The sequence below is a fragment of the Rhodococcus wratislaviensis genome (genome assembly GCF_041228765.1).
GTDB lineage: Bacteria > Actinomycetota > Actinomycetes > Mycobacteriales > Mycobacteriaceae > Rhodococcus_F > Rhodococcus_F wratislaviensis.
This window is the reverse complement of record NZ_CP150488.1, coordinates 4197508-4218422: the sequence shown is the minus strand read 5'-3', so window position 1 is coordinate 4218422 and position 20915 is coordinate 4197508. Positions and strand designations below refer to the sequence as shown.

18 protein-coding genes and 1 pseudogene are annotated in these 20915 nt (G+C 66.9%); 14 read left to right on the top strand and 5 right to left on the bottom strand.

From position 1 onward, the window contains the following. Positions 1-202 precede the first annotated feature (202 nt). The 5 genes from WKC72_RS19475 to WKC72_RS19455 all read left to right on the top strand — a co-directional run bounded on the left by WKC72_RS19475 (position 203) and on the right by WKC72_RS19455 (position 7824). Positions 203-601, top strand: coding sequence for a hypothetical protein (locus tag WKC72_RS19475; protein ID WP_370184131.1), 399 nt, complete (start codon positions 203-205; stop codon positions 599-601). A gap of 84 nt (positions 602-685) precedes the next feature. Further along, complete coding sequence (locus tag WKC72_RS19470) at positions 686-2611, top strand: glycoside hydrolase family 15 protein (protein ID WP_370184402.1); 1926 nt, start codon at positions 686-688, stop codon at positions 2609-2611. 112 nt (positions 2612-2723) lie between these two features. Further along, a complete protein-coding gene (locus WKC72_RS19465) occupies positions 2724-4247 on the top strand; it encodes an alpha-amylase family glycosyl hydrolase (protein WP_370184129.1) in 1524 nt (507 codons plus the stop codon). Then, positions 4244-6973, top strand: a complete 2730-nt coding sequence (locus tag WKC72_RS19460; protein WP_370184126.1) for a glucosidase — start codon at positions 4244-4246, stop codon at positions 6971-6973. The genes WKC72_RS19465 and WKC72_RS19460 overlap by 4 nt, the downstream gene beginning before the upstream one ends. Positions 6974-7239: 266 nt before the next feature. Continuing rightward, a complete protein-coding gene (locus WKC72_RS19455) occupies positions 7240-7824 on the top strand; it encodes an HD domain-containing protein (protein WP_370184123.1) in 585 nt (194 codons plus the stop codon). Positions 7825-9073: 1249 nt separating this feature from the next. Here the strand turns inward: WKC72_RS19455 and WKC72_RS19450 are convergent. Then, positions 9074-12049: a UPF0182 family protein gene (locus tag WKC72_RS19450; protein ID WP_370184120.1), complete on the bottom strand. Its 2976-nt coding sequence runs from the start codon at positions 12047-12049 to the stop codon at positions 9074-9076. Positions 12050-12222: 173 nt separating this feature from the next. On the opposite strand from WKC72_RS19450, the gene WKC72_RS19445 reads away from it, so the two are divergent. Next, a complete protein-coding gene (locus WKC72_RS19445) occupies positions 12223-12405 on the top strand; it encodes a hypothetical protein (protein WP_370184117.1) in 183 nt (60 codons plus the stop codon). 296 nt (positions 12406-12701) lie between these two features. Here WKC72_RS19445 and WKC72_RS19440 read toward each other — a convergent pair whose 3' ends face one another. The 3 genes from WKC72_RS19440 to WKC72_RS19430 all read right to left on the bottom strand — a co-directional run bounded on the left by WKC72_RS19440 (position 12702) and on the right by WKC72_RS19430 (position 13802). Then, positions 12702-12962, bottom strand: a complete 261-nt coding sequence (locus WKC72_RS19440) for a Txe/YoeB family addiction module toxin (protein ID WP_370184115.1) — start codon at positions 12960-12962, stop codon at positions 12702-12704. Beyond that, a complete protein-coding gene (locus WKC72_RS19435; protein ID WP_005569061.1) occupies positions 12959-13210 on the bottom strand; it encodes a type II toxin-antitoxin system Phd/YefM family antitoxin in 252 nt (83 codons plus the stop codon). The genes WKC72_RS19440 and WKC72_RS19435 overlap by 4 nt, the downstream gene beginning before the upstream one ends. Before the next feature lie 124 nt (positions 13211-13334). After that, complete coding sequence (locus WKC72_RS19430) at positions 13335-13802, bottom strand: hypothetical protein (protein ID WP_370184112.1); 468 nt, start codon at positions 13800-13802, stop codon at positions 13335-13337. Positions 13803-14033: 231 nt separating this feature from the next. On the opposite strand from WKC72_RS19430, the pseudogene WKC72_RS19425 reads away from it, so the two are divergent. Then, positions 14034-14291, top strand: a pseudogene (locus WKC72_RS19425) (Clp protease N-terminal domain-containing protein); the annotation flags it as partial. A gap of 586 nt (positions 14292-14877) precedes the next feature. Here WKC72_RS19425 and WKC72_RS19420 read toward each other — a convergent pair. Further along, positions 14878-15918 carry an Lrp/AsnC family transcriptional regulator gene (locus WKC72_RS19420; protein WP_370184109.1) on the bottom strand — a complete coding sequence of 347 codons (1041 nt, stop codon included), beginning with the start codon at positions 15916-15918 and terminating at the stop codon, positions 14878-14880. 85 nt (positions 15919-16003) lie between these two features. Here WKC72_RS19420 and WKC72_RS19415 point away from each other — a divergent pair, with 85 nt between their 5' ends. The 7 genes from WKC72_RS19415 to WKC72_RS19385 all read left to right on the top strand — a co-directional run bounded on the left by WKC72_RS19415 (position 16004) and on the right by WKC72_RS19385 (position 20902). Continuing rightward, the gene (locus tag WKC72_RS19415) at positions 16004-16408 is read left to right on the top strand and encodes an MFS transporter (protein ID WP_370184107.1); all 405 of its coding nucleotides are present in this window, start codon (positions 16004-16006) and stop codon (positions 16406-16408) included. Positions 16409-16437: 29 nt separating this feature from the next. Beyond that, entirely contained in the window at positions 16438-16632 is a 195-nt protein-coding gene (locus WKC72_RS19410) for an ArsR/SmtB family transcription factor (protein WP_370184105.1), read from the top strand. A gap of 575 nt (positions 16633-17207) precedes the next feature. After that, positions 17208-18587: a rhodanese-like domain-containing protein gene (locus WKC72_RS19405; RefSeq protein WP_370184102.1), complete on the top strand. Its 1380-nt coding sequence runs from the start codon at positions 17208-17210 to the stop codon at positions 18585-18587. A 38-nt stretch (positions 18588-18625) separates the two neighbouring features. After that, entirely contained in the window at positions 18626-18997 is a 372-nt protein-coding gene (gene trxA, locus WKC72_RS19400) for a thioredoxin (protein WP_370184099.1), read from the top strand. 417 nt (positions 18998-19414) lie between these two features. Beyond that, the gene (locus WKC72_RS19395) at positions 19415-19792 is read left to right on the top strand and encodes a carboxymuconolactone decarboxylase family protein (protein WP_370184097.1); all 378 of its coding nucleotides are present in this window, start codon (positions 19415-19417) and stop codon (positions 19790-19792) included. Between the two features lie 629 nt (positions 19793-20421). Further along, positions 20422-20592 carry a hypothetical protein gene (locus WKC72_RS19390; RefSeq protein ID WP_370184094.1) on the top strand — a complete coding sequence of 57 codons (171 nt, stop codon included), beginning with the start codon at positions 20422-20424 and terminating at the stop codon, positions 20590-20592. Positions 20593-20686: 94 nt separating this feature from the next. Next, entirely contained in the window at positions 20687-20902 is a 216-nt protein-coding gene (locus WKC72_RS19385; RefSeq protein WP_370184092.1) for a hypothetical protein, read from the top strand. Positions 20903-20915: the final 13 nt, after the last annotated feature.

Genomic DNA, 20915 nt, shown 5'->3' with positions numbered 1-20915 from the left:
TGGAATGATGTTACCCGCCGGACGAGCTCGTCGGGCGGTGAAGCCGGACCGAGGGGTTTCGGCTAACTGCACCTGCCTGCGGTCGCCCCGCCACAATGTTGCGGGGGGGTGAAGTTTCCTCCAATACCTCCATTACCTGCCCGATCGGAGGACACTAGGCGTCGAAGACCCTTCTTCTCACCCGTCCCGGGAAGGGAACATCATGTCCGAGGAATCGTTGGTCAAACAAGGTGTGGCACAAGGGACCGCGAGGGGCGGGGCGGTCCTGCTCGTGACCGTCGGCGTACTCGAATTACTCCAGGGACTGTCCGCGATCGCCAAGGACGAGGTGTTCGTCACCGGCGTCGACTACACCTACCAGTTCGACCTCACCGCGTGGGGATGGACTCACCTGATTGTCGGCGCGATCGTCACCGCCATCGGCATCGCGCTGTTCACCGGTGCGACGTGGGCACGCTTGGGTGCCATGGTGATCTGCGCGATGTCGATCTTCGTCAATTTCCTCTGGTTGCCCTACTACCCGATGTGGGCGATCACGATCATCGCCCTGAACGCCGTCGTGATCTGGGCCCTTGCAAGCTGGAATCCAACGGACGCCTGAAGCGTACCGCCGCACCCGACGCGTCAATGAACACCAAGTAAACAGTACTGCAACTCTTTTCGACCATCAGCGGAACATCCGACGATCGGGAGATCGGTTATGCGTATCGAGGACTACGGGCTCATCGGAGATCTACAGACGGCCGCTCTGGTCGGGAGCAACGGCGCCATCGACTGGCTGTGTCTACCCCGCTTCGACTCCGCGTCGTGCTTCGCCGCCCTGGTCGGGGACGAGCGGCACGGCCACTGGAGTCTGTCTCCGGTCGGCGAGGCGCGGGTCAGTGCTCGGCGCTACCGTCCGGGGACGCTGGTGCTCGAATCGGATTTCGAGACCGCCGATGGCATGGTGCGGATCATCGATTTCATGCCGCGGCGCGGCGACGGTCCACCCCGGGTGATGCGCATCGTCCAAGGTGTCCGGGGCCGGGTGCCGATGCGGATGGAACTGGTGGTTCGCCCCGACTACGGGTCCATCGCCCCGTGGGTGGAGCCGGAACCGGACGGAGTCCGCGCCACCGCAGGACCGGACACCTTCCGCCTCTGCACCCCGGTGCCGCTGCAGATCGACCACGGCACGGTCGGCGCCGACTTCGTCGTCACCGAGGGTGGCCGTGCCCGGTTCACCCTGTGCTGGCACTCCTCCTTCGACAACGCACCGACGATGGAGGACGCCGACTCGGCGCTGGCCCGCACCGAGGCGTGGTGGCGGGAGTGGAGTGGGCGCTGCGTGTACTCGGGCCCCTACCGCGATCAGGTATTGACCTCCCTGATCACGCTCAAGGCGATGACCTACGAAAAAACCGGCGGTATGGTGGCCGCCCCCACAACCTCCCTGCCCGAGGACGTGGGAGGAGTGCGCAACTGGGACTACCGTTACTGCTGGCTGCGTGACTCCGCGCTCGCCCTCGAGGCGTTGCTCGCCGCCGGATACACCGATGAGGCGCTCGCCTTCCGGGATTACCTCACCCGCGTCGCCACCGGCGATCCGAAAAAGATCCAGATCATGTACGGAATCAGCGGGGAGCGGCGCCTGACCGAATTCGAACTCGACGACTTCCCCGGCTACGAGGACTCCCAGCCGGTCCGAGTGGGCAACGCGGCATCCGATCAGTTCCAGCTCGACGTCTACGGCGAGCTGATCGGCATGCTCTTTGCCGGTGCGGAGATCCTCGGCCGGATCGACCCCCGGCGGTGGCCGCGCTGGCAGAAGCTCATCGAGCACATCGAAACCATTTGGCACGAACCCGACGACGGCATCTGGGAGACCCGCGGGCCCCGCCGGCATTTCACCCACTCCAAGGTGATGGCCTGGGTGGTCTTCGACCGGGCCGTGCGCCTGGCCGAACGGTTCGAACTCCCCGCCCCCATCGACCGTTGGCGGCAGGTACGCGACGAAATCCACCGCGACGTCTGCGCCCACGGGTTCGACAGCCAGCGAAACACTTTCACGCAGTACTACGGGTCCGAGGAGCTCGACGCGAGCGTGCTCACCATTCCGATCGTCGGCTTCCTGCCCGGCTCGGATGCCCTGGTGAGCGGAACGATCGACGCAATCACCCGTGAGCTCGGCCGCGACGGGTTCGTCTCGCGCTACTCGACCGCACAGACCGACGACGGATTGCCCGGCGACGAAGGGCAGTTCCTCGCATGCTCGTTCTGGTTGGTCAGCGCGCTGGCCCTCAATGGGCGCATCGACCAGGCGCGGGCCTTGTTCGAGCGGCTCACCGCCCTATCCAACGACCTGGGCCTACTGGCGGAGGAGTACGACGTCCGCCGCCGCCGGCAGGTCGGCAACTTTCCCCAGGCGTTCAGCCACCTCACGCTCATCGGTGCGGCATACGCCATCGCCGGCGCCGAAGGCGTCGCGCGAGAACCGGACGCCGAAGCCCCGGACGCTGCGCCCGGAACGCCTGTCGTGCAGGTACTTCCGGCACATGACACCCGGTACACGACGGAAGAAATGTCGGGACACGGCACATCATTCGGCGACCGTAGAGGACCGCACGGATGAGATGACGACGCGCCCACACTGAGTGGGCGGCGTCAATGGACCGCGATCGTGATGCTCGGATCGACGATTTCACTTCCTCGCAGATTTTCTTCGACGGAAAGGGCGGTTCATCGTGGATGTCACACCTGAGGAAGGCGGGTCCGCGGTGTCGCGCTGGCGGTCGGCGACCCATCCCTTCCTGTACGAGATCAACACGTGGCCGTGGCTGAACCGGTTGAGCGCCGACGCCGGTCGTCGTGTCGATCTGGGGAGCGTGCCCGACGAGCACTGGGACGCCATCGCCGACCTCGGTTTCGACGCGGTGTGGCTGATGGGCGTGTGGGAGCGCAGCCCGGCGGGCGTGACCATCGCGTTGGCCGACGACGACCTGGTCTCCGCCTTCGCGGCGACGCTCGGCGACTACACACCCTCCGATGTGGTCGGATCGCCCTACTGCGTCCGGGACTACGAGGTCGACCCGAATCTGGGCGGCCGGGCGGGACTGGCGGCCGCGCGGGCAGCCCTCGCGAAGCGGGGCCTCGGCTTGATCCTCGACTTCGTCCCGAACCATGTGGCACCCGACCATCCTTGGACGACAATTCATCCGGAGCGCTTCGTGCAGGGCTCCGCGGCGGATCTCCGACAGGACGCCACATCGTTCGTCGATGTCGCCGGCCGAGTGCTGGCCAACGGGCGGGATCCCTACTTCCCGGCGTGGCCCGATGTCGTACAGCTCAACGCCTTCTCCCCGGATCTTCGGTCCGCGGTGGTGGAAACGCTCCGCCGGATCGCCGACCAGTGTGACGGTGTCCGATGCGACATGGCGATGCTCATGATGAACGATGTCTTCGCCCGAACGTGGGGCGAGCGCGCGGGCGATGCTCCCGCCGAAGACTACTGGCCGACCGTGATTCCCGCGGTGCGCGAGAGCCACCCGACGTTCCGTTTCGTCGCCGAAGCGTACTGGGACCTGGAGTGGGCGCTGCAGCAGCAGGGCTTCGACTTCTGCTACGACAAGCGCCTCTACGACCGCCTGGTCCAGGGCGACGCCAAGCAGGTGGCCGGCCATCTCCTCGCCGATCTCGACTACCAGGAGAAGCTGGTGCGCTTCGTCGAGAATCATGACGAGCCACGGGCCGCGACGGTGTTCGATCCGGCACAGGCGAACGCCGCAGCGGTGGCGACGCTCACCCAGACCGGGGCGCGTCTGGTGCACGACGGCCAGATGGAGGGCCGACGCGCACGGCTACCGGTCTTCCTCGGGCGCTTCCCCGAAGAGCAGGGTGACGCCGACCGGTCCGCGTTCTACCGCTCGCTCCTGACGGCACTCGGGGACATCACGTTCCGGACCGGTACGTGGCAGCTGTGCGACCGCTCGGGCCGGCCCGGTAACGACAGTGTCGAGAATCTGGTGGCGTGGTGCTGGGACGGCGACCGTCGATGGCTGGTCGCGGTGAACCTGGGCCCGGACACCGCGATCGGCTCCGTGCGCGTGCCGTGGCGGGACCTGCGAGGAGTGCCCTGCCGGCTCGTCGACCCCACCCATGACGTCGTGTTCGATCGTGCCGGCACCGACCTCTGCGACGGACTGTACGTCGAGCTCGGTCCGTGGCAGTGGCACCTGTTCCGCATCGACTCGCCAGAGGAGCACCCATGAGCAAGCACGCATCCCACGGACGTACCACGGCGGAACACGCGCGCCTCGCCGAGGCCACCGGGCGCGCCGAGGACGACCTGTTCACGGCGAACCCGTGGTACGAGTGGGGTCCCTACCTGTCGGAGCGGGCGTGGGGCACCGTACGCGAGGACTACAGCGACAGCGGCGACGCCTGGGAGTACTTCCCTCACGACCACGCCCGTTCCCGCGCCTATCGGTGGAACGAGGACGGCATGGCCGGGCTGTCCGACATTCACCACGACCTCTGCATGGCGCTCACGCTGTGGAACGGCGCCGATCCGATCCTCAAGGAACGGATGTTCGGTCTCACGGGTCCGCAGGGCAACCACGGTGAGGACGCCAAGGAGTACTGGTGGTACCTTCAGGGTCTTCCGAGTCACGCGCTACTCCAGTGGCGGTACCACTACCCGCAGGCCGAGTTCCCCTATCAGCAGCTGATCGACGAGAACGCACGCCGCGGCCGCGGCGACTTCGAGTTCGAGCTGCTCGACACCGGGGTGTTCGACGACGGGCGCTTCTGGATCGTCGACGTCACCTACGCGAAGGCCGGTCCCACCGAGGTGCTGGCCCGCATCACCGTCCAGAATCACGGACCCGAAGAGGCCGACATCGACGTCCTCCCCACGGCATGGTTCCGCAACACGTGGCGTTCGTCCGGGAGCGCCGAGATCCCCGGCCTGGCCCTCGACGGGGACGCCGTCGTTGTCGATCACCCGCGCCTGGGTGGGTATCGGCTCGAGGCCGCTCCCGCGAGCGACGGCACGCGGCCCGAAGCCCTGTTCTGCGACAACGAAACCAACACCGCCAAGTTGTTCGGTGCGGCGCCGATCAGCCCGTTCCCGAAGGACGGAATCAACGACCACGTCGTCTCCGGCGGCGACACCGTCAACCCCGACCTGCGGGGAACGAAGGCGGCGTGGCGGTATCACCTGACGGTTGCCGCGGGGGAAACCGTCGAGCTGCGACTGCGCCTGTGGCGGCCCGAGCCGACCAGCCCCGCAACACAATCGACGTCCTGGTCGACGACCGCGTTCGACGATGTCCTCGCCCGCCGGCACGCGGACGCCGACGAGTTCTACCGCACCCTGGCCCCGAGCGACACCGACCCCGAACGCATGCGGATCCTCCGGCAATCGTGCGCCGGTCTGATCTGGAGCAAGCAGATGTACCCGTATCGGATGACGACCTGGCTCGACGGCGATCCCGCCGAACCGGCTCCGCCACCGGGACACCGCAGCGGACGCAACACCGGGTGGCGGCACCTCGACTCGTTCGACCTCCTCGCGATGCCCGACCCGTGGGAATACCCCTGGTTCGCCGCCTGGGACCTCGCCTTCCACACGGTCCCCTGGGCGCATCTCGATCCCGCCTTCGCCAAGTACCAGCTCATCGTGCTGCTCAGGGAGTGGTTCCTCCATCCCAACGGCGCCCTCCCCGCCTACGAATGGAGCTTCGACGACGTGAACCCGCCCGTTCATGCCCTGGCGGCACTGCGGGTGTTCCTGATCGACGGCGCCGAAGACGTCGAGTTCCTCGAACGCGTCTTCCAGAAACTCCTGATCAATTTCACCTGGTGGCTCAATCGCCAGGACCCCGACGGGAACAATCTCATCGGCGGCGGCTTCCTCGGACTCGACAACATCAGTCCCCTGGACCGCTCCCACCTCCCGCCGGGGGTCCGGCTGGAACAGGCCGACGGGACGGGGTGGCTGGCCTACTACTCCGCCACCATGCTCGTCCTCGCCCTCACCCTCGCCGACCGCAACGACGTGTACGAGGACATGGTCGTCAAGTTCCTGGAGCAGTTCGCGCTGATCAAGGAGGCGCTCGACGAGTCGGGGCTGTACGACCCGAACGACGGATTCTTCTACGACCGGCTCGTCGACGCCGACGGGAACGCCACCCCGATCCGGGTGCAGACGCTCGTCGGCGTGATACCCGTCCTGGTTGCGGTGTCCATTCCCGAGCGCAATTCGGAACGAGCGCAACGGATCAGCAAGCGTTTCGGTCGCATGGTGCGCGCGAACGGAAGGAACGCGGATCAGTCGTGGCGGGTGCGGACCACCGACGCCGAGCGCCGACTGCTGCTGTCGGTGCTGACGGAGCAGCAGCTCCGGACCGTCCTCGCGACACTCTTCGACGAGGACGCTTTCCTCTCACCGCACGGGCTGCGCTCGCTGTCCAAGCAGTTCGAGTCCCCGTACACCCTGCCGGGCATACCGGATGCGGTGATCGACTACCAGCCGGCCGAATCCCGCACTTCGATGTACGGCGGCAACTCGAACTGGCGGGGCCCCGTCTGGTTCCCCGTCAACTACCTCGTGATCCGGGCGTTGCTGCAGTATGCACAGTTCTTCGGGGACGACTTCACCATCGACTACCCCACCGGTTCGGGGCGACGCCTCACCCTCCGGCAGATCGCCGACGACCTCGCCGACCGCCTCGTCGGCATCTGGCTGCCGGACGCCGAAGGAAACCGGCCGGTGAACGGCGGCGAGAAACTACTCCAGACCGACCCCGCGTGGAAGTACAACCATCTGTTCTACGAATACTTCCACGGCGACAACGGCGCCGGACTCGGCGCCTCCCATCAAACCGGCTGGACCGCGCTCGTGGCCGATCTGATCCTCGACCCGCCCGGCCGTAGCAATTGGATCGCCGGATCCGACACCTTCTCCCCCCGAACTCGACATCCGCGCAAGTGAGCAACCACAAATCCACAACATTGTGCCCGGGGCCGCCACAGTCCGACCGCCCGGACGGTACCTCTCGTTCGGAGCCGATCCGGCACTGACCTCGCCCCTCCCCCGCGGGTCGGCCGTCGACGGCAAACGGTAAAGACCCTTCAGCGCGCCGTAGACTCGGTATATCCTGTGACACCCCAGCAAGTCCTCGATGCCCGGCCAAGTTCACAGCTCGGCCGTGGAGAGACCGAGTTGGTCGATCCGGCACCGTGCGGGAAGGTCCGGTCATGGTCGACGATGCGACACGATCGCCGTTGGCGCCCCGCGCCCAGGCGCTGACGCTGCACGTCCTCGCCCGCGACAGCACGCGTGCCGACCACAGTGCCGGGGTCGCGAACCGAGCGCTGGCCCTTTCGCCTACGCTCCCGGCCGCGGACCGAGACATCTTGATGGCCGCCGCGTGGTTACACGACATCGGCTATGCCGTCGAACTGCGAAATACCGGGTTCCACCCGCTCGACGGCGCCCGCCATCTGCGAGACCAGGGCTGGCCGGCAAGGGTGTGCGACCTGGTCGCTCATCACTCCGGCGCCCGGTTCGTCGCCGCGGTCACCGGCCTGCTCGATCAACTGAACCAGTTCAGCTTCGTCGAGGACGCGGTCTCGGACGCCCTGACCGTCGCCGATCAGACAACCGGGCCGCACGGCGAGGCAGTAAGTCTGGACCAGCGACTGCTCGAGAAGATCCACCGGCACGGCCCCGACTCGCCCACAGTCCGCGCCCGCCCGCAGCGCGACCTCTATCTCCGGGCCGCCGCCGATCGAGTTGAGCAGCGCCTGCGGCTGGCTAGTGACGCGCCATCTGTTGGCTGAGCCGGGACCGCGACGCCAGCATCCGATCCGCTGGTCTCCGGTACGGACCCGATGACAGTACGGGTGGTCAGTCAGGTGCTGATGCGTCGCGGGTCATCACCTCGGGAAACCGGAACACGATCGCATCGACGAGTCGGTGCACCTCATACAGCTCGGCGCGCAGGGCCGCTCCTGCGGACCTTTCGAGTGCGGCGATCTGCTGCGAGACTGCCCCCGGTGTGTAGCTGAGTTCTTCGGCTACGGCAGGTTGACCGTGTAGTGCCCCTGCCGGCTGATACCCATCGTTGGCGGGGCCCGCCCGCACGCACCACTACAACCCCTTGGGCGCCGAACTCCTACTCATCGGGACCCTCCGACGGCAGCGGCCCCGGAGCGGCAGTACTGACCACATGGGGCTCGAGAGATCGAATCACTCGATCCGCGAGCGACCGTCCAGTCCGGGAGATCTATTCGCAGTCCTGTAGGTCGTTCTGAGCTGCCGCAGGGTTCCTGGCTCAATTGCCGTTTCCTCTGAGACCATCTTCCACAGTCGGCGAGGAACTGGAACACCGAAACCGCTGAACACAAACCCATTCCACATATGATTCCGTCGAGTAGCGCACACTGTCCGTTGCCCCGACGCGGCGATGTCGGTCTGCAACTGCGGGTTCCGGCCGAAGTTGGACGCTCTCGTGTAGCCGATCAATGCCTGTGCCCGCCTCTCCATTCTCGCAACTCCGCCGGTGTGACAATTGCGGGGCTATCCGGTTGCAAGACAATTCGCCCCGACACACTCGCAGGTAAGCGGGACACCCGGGCACACCGTACGGCGTGTCGTGACATTCGATCGAATTGCGGGCCAGCAAGGTCTACAGCCAAACCTGCAATGCACGCAACGGGCTTTCGTGACACCCGGGCGTGCACGCCGGGCTTGGCTTCCGCAGTCCCCTGGCGCGACGGATGTCGGACATCGAGCGGATAGTGAAAGCCATGCCTGACAACCTTCGCCGCGTAACCGGACCGGACAAGTCGACTACGGAACGGCGCGAGGAATTCCTGGAGGACCTCGAGCGCGAGGCCGTGCCGCATGCGGTCCCGGGGAAGCCGTTCCTCACGTACGACGCACGCGGGTCGAGGGCGGCGGAGGGACGGGCCGGAGTGCACGCGTGCGCGGTCGGCGGGTGGTTCTGGCCGGCCTACCCGGCGTCGCCGAATCCGCAATTTTCCATACGGGACAACGTCATTGCGCGGATCGCGCGGAGGGGATGGGTCAGTGCGGGGTGCCGCCCGCGGCCAGGTAGGTGTCGATGGCCTGTTGCAGACGGTCCAGGGCCGCGCCGTAGGCGGTGAAGTCGCCGGTGCGTTGCGCCTCGCGCAGGTTGGCCAGGGCGTCGTTGAGTTCGAGGACCGCGGCGGTCAGCTGGTCCGATGTCGCCGGCGGCGGGGCGGGCGGGGCGCCCGGTGGGGGCGGCGCCGGCGGTTGCCCGCCGGTAGGTGGTGGTGTGGTGGCGTCGCCGCCGGGTGCGGTGGCGACGGCGCCGGTGCCGGTGCCGAAGACCTGGTCGAGGGCCTCGGCGAGGGTGGGGGCGTACCCGATCCGCACCCCGCCGGTGCCGGGTTCGCGGTAGCTGACCAGGACCCGGGCCAGTTGCGGGAACGTGGAACTGTTGGGCGTGCTGGTCAAACGTTCGGTGAACACCGGTTCGACATAGAGGATGCCGCCGTCGGCGATCGGCAGGGTCAGCAGGTTGGCGTAGTAGATCCGGTTGGACCGCTCGAGCAGGGTGCGCTCGGAGGCGACGCGGGTGTCGGAGATCATCGAGTTCTGGGTCTGCCGCGGGCCCTGGGTCTGGGTGTCCGTCGGCAACCGCAGAATGTCGATCCTGCCGTAGTTTTCGGGGTCGGAGTGCACCGAGAGGTAGGCGGAGAGGAATTCGCGGTTGAAGCCGACCATGGCGCTGGTGAGCCGGAAGGACGGGGCCGAGGTACCGGCGTCGCCGACCAGAACGTAGTACGGCGGCTGCTCCCCGCCGGTGTCGGCGGTCGGATCGCTGGGCACCGACCAGAACGCGTTGGTGGTGAAAAACTCCCGCGGATCATCGACGTGGTACTTCGCCAGCAGGTCCCGCTGCAGGCGGAACAAATCCTCGGGGTAGCGGAAGTGCGCGCGCAGCTCGGTCGGGATCGCCGTCGGCGGCTGCACGGTGCCGGGGAACACCTTCATCCACGTCCCCAGGACCGGGTCGTTCTCGTCGACCTGGTAGAGGGTGACGGTGCCGTCGTAGGCGTCGACGGTAGCCTTCACCGAATTCCGCACATAGGAGACCTCCTCGCGGGCCAGGGTTCGGCCGGTGTCGTTCACGACCGGCTCAGCGAGTGAACCGACCTGCGAGTACGGGTAGTGCGCGGCGGTGGTGTAGCCGTCGACTATCCACACGATCCGGCCGCCGACCACCGCCGGATACGGGTTGGAGTCGGTGGTCAGCCACGGGGCGACGTGTTCAACCCGGGCGGCCGGGTCCCGGTTGAAGATGATCTTCGACTCGGACCCGATGGCGCCGGAGAACAAGATGTTTCGCTCGCCGTACCGGGCGGCGAACGCCAACCTGTTGACCCAACTGCCCACCGGCACCCCACCGGTGCCCGTATAGGTGTACTGGGCGGTGTCGGTGTCGTACTCGCGCGGCGGCGCACCCTCCGGGCCGCCGACGATGGCGTAGTCCGGGTCCGCCTGCGCGATCACCTCACCGAAGTAGATGCGCGGTTGCTCGACCGGGATCACCTGGTCGCCGCCCACCTGGGAGGCGATATCGCTGACCGCATAGATCGGATACCCGCTGTCACTGCTCGCGCTCTGCCCGGCGACATCGCGGACGGCGGCGTTGACCCTATTGGCGGGAGCGGCGATGAACCCGTTGCCGTGGGTGTAAACGGTGTGCCGGTTGATCCACTGGGTCTGGTTGCCGCTCAGGCTGTTCGGGGAGAGCTCGCGGGCCGCGACGATGTAGTCGGTGAGTTGTCCGTCGATGGTGTAGCGGTCGATGTTGAGGTGCTCGGGAAAGCCGTAGAAGTTCTTCAGCTGTTGCTGCTGGGTGAAGGTGCGCGAGAGCACGGTCGGGTCCAGCAGGCGGGCGTTGGCGATCGTGGTGACGTCGGCGGGGATGTCCCGGGGCGGCCGGGTGCCCACCCCGGGGTAGTCGAGGTAGTCGACCCGGTCCGGGCCGATTCCGTACGCCTGCCGGGTCGCGGCGATGTTGCGTTCGATGTAGGGACTCTCCCGGTCGGCGGCATTCGGGCGGACCGAGAACTGCTCGATCAGCGCCGGATAGATTCCGCCGACCAGGATCGCCGAGAGCACCAGCAGTGCCGTGGCCATCGCCGGGATCCGCAGGTCCCGCACCGCGATCGCGGCGAAGAACGCCACCGCGCACAGCACCGCGATCGCGACCATGATCAACCGGGCCGGCAGCACCGCGTTGATGTCGGTGTACCCGGCGCCGGTAAAAGTCGGCTCCTTCCGGGCGCTCCACAACAAGGAGTACCTGTCGAGCCAGTAGGACGCCGCCTTCAGCGCGATGAACGTGCCCGCGAACACCGCAAGCTGGATGCGCGCCGGCCGGGACACCTCGATGACGTGGTCCTTGCTCGGTGCCAGCCGGATGCCGCCGAACAGGTAGTGGGTTCCCAGGCCAATCAACAACGCCAGGAACACCGCGATGAACAGCCACGCCAGGATCAGCCGGTAGAACGGCAGGTCGAAGACGTAGAAGCCGATGTCGTACCCGAACTCCGCGTCCACGGTGCCGAACGCGCCGCCGTGCAAGAACAGTTGCACCGTCTCCCAACTCGCCTGCGCGTGCAGCCCGAACGGCAGCGCCAGGAGCATTGCGATCCCCACCGTGAACGACCGCGGACGGCGCGACATCACCTCCCGATACCGCTCGACCGGATCCTTCGCCGTGTTCGCGCCTGAGGCCGCGAACAGTGGGCGGGACCGGTACGCCCACACCACAGCCGCGAAGATCACCGCACCCACCAGCAGCGTCACCGCCGTGAACAGGATCAGGCGGGTGACCAGGACCGTCCCCCACACGCGACGGTAACCAACCTCACCGAACCACAGCCAATCGGTATACCCCACGACCAGACGCGGCCCGATCACCAGCAAGGCAATGAGCGCCACCGTCACCATGATCATGACCCGGGCCCGCCGCGGCAGCGCCCGCATCCGGTCGGACGGTTGCATGGCCACCTCCCACGGGTCGGCTCACGAGCAGCCCCGCCGCGGACCACCTCGCCCGATCCAGCGAAGGCGTCCGTATCACCCCATTCTAGGCGGCGCCGGGCTCATCCTGGCCGGCGCGCACTCGGCATCGGATTTGGCGAAGTGGACCCGCGAGTGGAGCGCCGCCGGGTTCGATGGCGCGGCTCGTCGCCGGTGCCTCCTCGACCGGTGACACATTGCTCCTCCGGGTCATCGCGGTGACCGTGATCGGCAGAACCGTGGAAACGACCGTCAAGGGCACCCTGCCACTCGCCGGCCGAAACACGCCGTCCATGCGCATCAGCGGGCTGCAACGAGAGCGTCGGTGCGGGGGCTGAGGTGACGGCCCGTGCCGCGCAGCGATTCGCGTGGTGCAGGATTCCCCGAAGGTCGTCGAAGCCGATCGTCAGCAGACGCTGCCGATCGGTTCTACGGGTCAGCAGGCCGCGGTCGGTCAGGGCGTCCAGCCCAGCCACCAAGACATCCCCCAACTCGGCGGGTCGGCCACACCTCAACCACCAATCCTGCCTACTACGCGCCGTCCCGAAACGCGGACAGTCGGAGCGTCATGCCCAGTGGACTGGAACCATTCCGCAGTCGTTGTCGACAAGCCCAGCCGCCGTGGTGAGCGCGATCAGTGTCCGTAGTGGTAACGGCAGGCAGCAATGCGGATCTGATCATCGACAATTTTATAAACCAGCCGGTGCTCATCGGTGATACGCCGGGACCAGTAGCCCTGAAAACCGTGCTTGAGGGGCTCGGGCTTGCCGATTCCGTCGTTCCCGTTGCGTTCGACATCCTCGAGTAGTGTGTTGATCCGCTTGACGACCTTCCGATCCTGCGCCTGCCACCAGACGTAGTCCTCCCACGCAGACTCGTCCCAGACAAGTTTCACTCAGCCAGATCCCGGACAGTTCCCCCGCCGGACTCCAACCGATCGATCGACGCCAACAGCCGGCGGGCGTTCTCCGGACTCCTGAGCAAGTATGCCGTTTCCTTCAACGACTCGTAGTCGTCGAGCGAAACCATCACCACCGGCTCGTGACCCGCCCGCGTGATGACGATTTCTTCCCGGTCATCGACGACGGCGTTGAGGACCTCGGCGTACCGCGCGCGAGACTCCGAGTAGGTCATGGTTCGCATGAGCACACCTCCAATTGATACGTACAAGAAATTGTACGCAACCCGACATGCGTCCGCAATCCAAGGCGACAACCCACCGTGGTGCGAGCTCGAGAACGAAATTCACCCCGTGGTCCGCATCCCCTCACCGCCCGCCGATCCCCCGCCGCTCCGGCGAGCGACTCGTCCGGACCTGGGACCGACCGCGTCCACCAACCGGTGCGGGACTGCGCAGCGATCCCTGGCCGACGCCCATCCGGATCGAAAGTCCGAGAGTGAGGACCCGCAGCGGGACAAACGGGCGGAGCAGTTGCTGCGCAGCCTGGACGTCGCCCGCGAGGACACTCCCGTCGTGATCTGGCACGGCGAGAAGGTGCTGCGCAATCCGACTGATGCGGAACTCGCCCGCATCGTCGGGTCTTCCGGTCCCGGACGCAGCCAAGGACGTGTGCAACCTCGTCGTCGTGGGTGCCGGACCGGCCGGTCTGGCCGCGTCCGTGTAGGGCACCTCGGACGGGTTGAACACGGTGACACTGGAGTCGATCGCCGCCGGCGGCCAAGCCAGTACCTCCTCCCGGATCGGGAATATTCGGTCGACCAACCCCAGTCCCATTGCCGCACATCGGAAGCGACGCTCAGCGGCACGGCCCAAGATATCCGGAACCCGACGATCGTACCGACCCCGGCCGCGATTTCCCCATGCGGGAGCGCAGCTCCGCCGGTGTGGCCCGGTTCGGGCCTTCGCCGGCCCGTGGACGCCGGTCCGTGCTATTCCACGTAGCCCACACTGCGCGGCCCCGCGCCTGCAAGCGCACCGAGATCACCCAGAGCAGGCGGCGCGGACATGGACACGGCGTCCGCCGCAACCGAGCGCCGAACCACCCTCCCCGGGAAGACTCATCCTTGCAGGCTCAGCGCCCCCGCACGGGGATACTGGAAGGGCGACGGCTCCACCCATCCGCAGGGCGCCTCCGACGCGGCCCGCACCCACCACCACAACCACCTCGGCACCGAACACCTCCTCACCGGTATCCACGCCGCAGGCGGCCCCACCGGTGCCACCCTCACCTCCTGGGGGATCACCAGCCCCCACATCGACAGCGCCCTCGACGAGATCCCCGCCTACCCGAACACCGACAGCGAATGCGCCGGACCCCCCCTTCGATTCAGGTCTCGACCGGGAAACCAGGCAGTGGGCCTGGATCGAGGAGGTGGCCGAGAACGTTCCCGACTCGCAGCTGGTGATCGTGTTCCTGCACAAGCCGATCTGGAAAGCACTGGACGAGCCGGTCGGGCACGCCGCCGACAATCGGGGAATCGTGTACCCGGCTGCTTACAGCTCTCGGAAAGATGTCACTCGCTGCCGTCGGCAGTGGGCACCTGCACTGCTACCGTCAGACCGTCCGCGACGGAGTGCGCGAGGTCTGGGCGCCGTCCACCGGATTCGTGGCCGGCGAGGATAAATCCCTTTCCTGGCCCGCTCCACCAACTCGGCATCGTCGAGTACGACTGCACCGGAGGGGCCGTGCGCGCGAGCTACGGATCCGTGCCGGACCTCGAAGACGTCACGGCGACCGCCGCGCCCGAGGTGACCGCGGCCATCGACGCACCGGGACACAGCAGAGTCGGCTGACATCGAGTCGAGCTGTTACCCGACGTCGGCAACAGCGTCCCCGCATCCTCGGCGTTCACTGCCCCGCCCCGGACCGGGATGGGGCAGGGTCGTCGTGAAAACTGGACAGTCCGGTGACGAACCCCCGGGCATCCAACAGGCGCCCCAGGTGTACCGCCGGCCGGATGACGACGGCGCGGTCGGCGATGCGGGCTCCAGCGAGGACCTTCTCGAGCAAGGCTTCGAAGCGGTTGACGTCGGCCAGGTCACGAACCCACAGCGACATGACGAGGTTATAGCGGCTCGCGGTGGTGACAGCGAGCCGGACCTCCGCGAGCCGCGACAGCGTCGACCGAAGCCGATCGATCGACGACGCCGGCACCTGCACGAAGTACCAGGCGTTGATCGGCCACCCCGTATAGCTGCGGGCAACATCCGTCCGGAAGACGAGATCACCCGAGTGACGCAGTGTCGCAATGGCATCAGCAACTCGCTGATTGCTGACACCCGCCTGCGCGGCGATGTCACCGATAGGGGTGCGTCCGTCCCGGTACAACTCGCGGACGATCACCGTCTCGAGGTCGGCGGGGACTTGGCGTGCTGCACGTGGCCGGGGCGGCTTGGCCCTGGGTACCCGCTGCGCCTCCGACTCGGAGAGGGCGTTCAATCTCCATGCGCTGCCCTCCACGAGAACCTCGGTGACCAGGTGCGTGCGAGCGTGGGTGATCAGGCGCTGGTCACCCAGACGATCGATCACGAACGCCGACAGCGACTCGAGGTCGGTTGCCGCGACCACGGCGACGAGATCGCGGCCACCGGACGTGTGATCGATGGTGCGCACAATCTCTTCGTCGGCGAGAAAACTTGCAGTCTCGGCGGCTTTCCCCTGCGCACATTCGATCTCGACGATGGCCACTGCAGGGAAGTGCCGACGTTGCCCGGTAATCCACGCAAGCCCCTCATCGGTGATCCTGGCCCATCGCCGGGCAAGCGCGACCGGGTCGGTGGCGAGAGCCCGGCCCAGTTCGGTCCACGACGCTCGCGGCTCGAGTTGCAGAGCGTGAATCAGTCGTAGATCGGAGTCTCTGCGCAGAGAATCCGGATTTGAGATGGTCACTTTGCATCGTTTCCTGACATTTAACTTATCGGATCTCAATCGGACTGAGGATACGACCACCACACAGATTTCGCTGGAGGAATATATGAGTACTACACCGCACACCGGCGCGAGGCGGGCCACCGGAACCTCCGCGGCCGTCGGATTCCTGATTGTCATGGAGTTCGGAAGCGGGCTGTTGCAGGGGTGGTACCCACCGCTTCTCACGAGCATCGGACAGGAACACGGGACCTCGGCAGCAGCGCTGAACTGGGTGAATGCGATCTTCCTCCTCGCATCGGTGGCCTGCGTGCCGATCATCGCCAAGCTCGGTGACATGTACGGCCATCGCAAAATGCTCGTGGCGTCCGCGGCGGCAGTGGCCGTGGGATCCTTCGTCGTCGCTTTCGCCCCGTCGTTCGCCGTCCTTCTCGTCGGCCGTGCCCTGCAGGCCCCGTTGATCGCGTTCCTGCCATTGGAATTCGCCATCGTCCGTCATCGGGTGAACTGAGCGTCGGGGAACTCTGCGAGGCAACCGGCATGAGCCAGTCCAACGCCAGCCAGCATCTGACCATCCTGCGTGAGCGAGGCATCGTGACGACGCGCCGCGTCAAAAACAACGTCTTCTACTCGCTACGCAGCCAAAAGATTGTGCAAGCAGTGGACCTGCTCCGGGAGTTCCTGGCCGAGGATCTGGCCGACCACGCAGCATTGGACGGCGCCATCCGAGGCTGACCCCGCAGAACGTCGGGAGAAGCGGCCCAGCCGCACCCGCGCACTGGCAGTGCGTGCACCGAACGTGCCCCACAGCAAACCAGCAGGACGCAGCGTGCGCCGAATTCGACAGCGCCCGCAGAGTTATCGGCCGGCCAGCCGCCAGCCGCCCTGCCCGGGCACCGGGCGCGCACCCCCGCCCCGGTCCCACCGAACATCGAAACCGCACGCCACGCGGCGTCGGCGAGATCGGTGCCCGACCAGGCTGCGGTTCCCCGGATACACGCACATCCTCTCCCCCGCCGGCATGTCGGTGAGACCAGGAAGTCACCTCGCCCAGCGGCATCAGCCGCACACCCGGTACATGGGCTGCACGGATCCGTGGCCTTCGCGCACTTCCACCACCGCACGCCGGACGCTCATGCCGGGCGGCGCAGGCATCGACTTCCTTGTCGTGGCCACTGGCCGATTGATACCGGCGGGGCATTTCGTCAAGAAACTGACAAATACCCCCAGGGGTACTTGCATACCCCACGGGGTATATGGCAGGCTTGGTGACAAGGAGAAAGATCCTGCCAACTTCGGAGGAGACCACGATGATTCTCGAGCAGTACTACATCGAGTGCCTGTCCCACGCCTCGTACCTGATCGGAGACGAATCCACCGGGCGAGCCGTCGTGGTCGACCCGCGCCGCGACATCACCGAGTACCTCGACGACGCCCGCACGCACGGGCTGACCATCGACGGGGTGATCAACACCCACTTCCACGCCGACTTCGTCTCCGGGCACCTCGAATTGGTCGAGGCCACCGGCGCCTGGATCGGCTTCGGCGAGGCCGCCGAGACGGACTACCCGATCCGTCGCCTCGCGCACGGCGAGCACATTTCCCTCGGGCGGGTCGACCTCGAGATCCTCTCGACCCCCGGCCACACCTGGGAATCGATCAGCGTCCTGGTCCGGGAGACCCCGGACGCCACCCCAACCGCGGTCCTGACCGGGGATTCGCTGTTCATCGGCGACGTCGGTCGGCCCGACCTGGTCAACCTCGGCGACGGCTCCACCACGGACCTGGCCCGCGCGATGTACCACACGGTGCACGACACGCTCCTGGCCCTGCCCCACGGTGTGACGGTGATGCCCGCGCACGGCGCCGGCTCGTCCTGTGGCAAGAACCTGTCCGCGGAGCTGACCTCGACCATCGGGGAACAACGGCGCACCAACGCGTCAGCGCAGCCGATGAGCGAGGACGCATTCGTCGCGTTGATCACCGACGGTCAGCCCGCGGTACCGGCGTACTTCTCGGTGGACGCGGCCCTGAACAAGTCCACCCACCCGGCACTCGACCAGCACCGCCAAATCCCGGAATTGTTCGCCGATCGGGTGCGCGCCGAACTTGCCGCCGGCACCCGGGTGCTCGATGCCCGCAGCGTCGACGACTTCGCCGCCGGACACCTGCGCGGTGCGGTCAACGTCGGCTTCGACGGCCGGTTCGCCGAAACCGGCGGCATGGTCGCCGAGGTCGGCGACGCGATCGTGCTGATCACCTACCCGGGCGAGGAACAGGACGCGGCGATGCGCCTGGCCCGGATCGGCTCGGACAACGTGATCGGCTACCTGGGCACCGACACCGGCGGCGTCCTCCCCACCGCACTCGCCGATCTCGTCCAAACAGCACCACGCACCACCGTTCAACAGCTCGACCGGCTGCTCGCCGACGATGCGATCACCCTGGTCGACATCCGTAACCCCGGCGAACGCGACTTCGGCGTCATCCCCGGCGCGATCCCGGTCCCGTTGGCGCAGTTACGGTCCCGCGCCCAAGAGCTGCCGACCGGCAAGCCGATCGTGGTGCACTGCGCCGGCGGATGGCGTTCGAGCGTCGCCGCGTCGCTGCTACGCGCCCGCGGTATCGAGCAAGTCAGCGATCTCGTCGGCGGCTACAACGCCTGGGCCGCACAGCAGGTGTCGGCCTGACGCTCCCTCGAAAAACACCCCCACCGAAAGGACCCCTCATGACCACCACGAACCTCACCCACACGGACTTCGCATCCACGATCAACGACAACGCCATCGTGCTCGTCGACTTCTGGGCGTCGTGGTGCGGCCCGTGCCGGGCCTTCGCGCCCACCTTCGAACAGTCGTCCCGCAGACACCCCGATGTCGTGCACGCCAAGGTCGACACCGAAGCCGAGCAGGAAATCGCCGCGGCCGCGGGCATCCGGTCGATTCCCACGATCATGGCATTCCGCGACGGGGTGCTCGTGTACTCACAACCCGGAGCCCTCCCGCCCGCAGCCCTGGAGAAGTTGATCTCCCAGATCAAGGAACTCGACATGGCCGCAGTACACGCCACGCTCGCACAACGACACGCCGCGGCGGGGTAGGCATAGCGGTCCTTCCCGGGCCCTCACCCGCGCCGACACGGTCCGTGACGTGAAGTGTCGCCCATGCCGTCCGATACGTCGCCGAACTCTTCGGCGAGCAGACCCGATGACGGTGCACGAGCCGACACGGTCCCCCACCGCTCCAGCCGGACTTGCCTGAGCGGCGATCTGCTTCCCCGAACGGTGGGCGTCGGTCGAAGGAGTCTTCCCCGGGGACCAAAGGCCCTGGCGCGGTCCATGGTCCCCCTGCCACCCTGGCAGGAGCAATGGCCTGGTTCCCCGCTGGAGGACGGGCGCCTCGATGACCACGGTCAATTCGCCCACGCCGAGTGCACCGCCCCGGTGGTGTTTTCAATCCCGTCCCGTGCCGGACTGAGATCGATACCGAACGCGACCACCTGCAACCGGAGGTAGAGCATGGACTATGGCAAGGCCGTCCAACAGGAACTTCGGGGACCCGCCCGGGCACTGCGCCAAACGATCCCGCAGGTCTACGCCGGTTACGGGCAACTGCACGAAGCCGCCCTGGCTCCCGGGGCCTTGGACGCCAAGACCAAAGAACTGATCGCCTTGGCGATCGCCGTGAGCAAGCAATGCGATGGCTGCATCGCCGCACACGCGCGCGGCGCCGCCGAGCACGGCAGCACACCACAGGAAGCGGCGGAGGCAATCGGCGTCGCGATTCTGATGAACGGTGGGCCGGCCACCGTCTACGGACCCCGAGCATTCGCCGCGTTCAACGAGTTTTACGCCGATCAGGAACCTGGCCACGAGAACAATCCGGCCGGAAGATAGCTGGAATCACGGCGCTGCCCCGTTCGTCACCCCGCGCCGCGGCAGCGCGCATCGCGCCGCCCTCGACCCGGTCGTAGTCGATGCGGTCTACAGCGGGTCCACCCCGCCCACCCCCGATGTCCGGCTGTCTGCTCGTGCCAACCCGGACCTGCCTGAAACGGGGCGCCGTGCCTCCGCTCGAGGGTCGGCCACCGTGGCACACGGACGCTAGGAAATAGCGCGGGTGACCTCACAAGCCACCACCGCCGGAATCCATGACCAGCTCACGGTCCCCTAACCTGACCGGGCGCTTCGATATTCGGCGAGAACGCCTTCGGAAAGGACTGCTGTCAACACCACCGGGCGGCGACGACCACTCTCAACCAACCGATCTGCACACTGAGGCCACCGCAGCCGACTCCCGCCGAGCGCCCACGCGGACGACCGGCCGTCCTGAGGCACTGTGCGCCACCGCGGATCCCCTGGAAACCGCCGCAACCCGAATCACGTGTCGGTCAAATGCCCGTGGAAGCCGAGGGGAAGAAACCGGCAAGGAAAGCTGTGGTCATCCGCACACTCCCCGCGGATAAATACCCCTAGGGGTATAGTCCGTGCCGTTACGATCAGCGGTACCCAAGGAGGACCCCACCATGTGTTATCCAGTTACGTGCCCCGACTGCGGAAAGACCACCTGGGGAGGCTGCGGTGCGCACGTCGACGGCGTCATGAAGGCCGTGCCCGAATCCCAGCAGTGCACCTGCCAGGACAATGCCACTCCCCCGGCGAAATCCGGATTCTTCGGCACACTCTTCGGCCGCTGACCGCACCACCCACCCGCCCGGCCGACAGACCCTTGCCGCCCTGACTTCCGGCCACCGTGCACTCGGAGATGCCGTCGACGAGACCCAGGAGTCGTTGGCGGAGCGGGGATTCGGCGCGCTCACCGAGACCGACATGCAGGCCGGCGCGACGGCGAAGCTCGGCGAGAGGACGGAACGCAACCCCGTCCTCGGCGCCTGCAACTCCCTGCCCGCGAATCGGGCGGTCAGGCAACCGGCAGATCGGGCTGCTGCCGCCCTCGCGGCGCTGTCGTGCGCGAGGGCCCGCCCACCGAGCGCGCCACCCCGGTGACGGCGCACCCCGC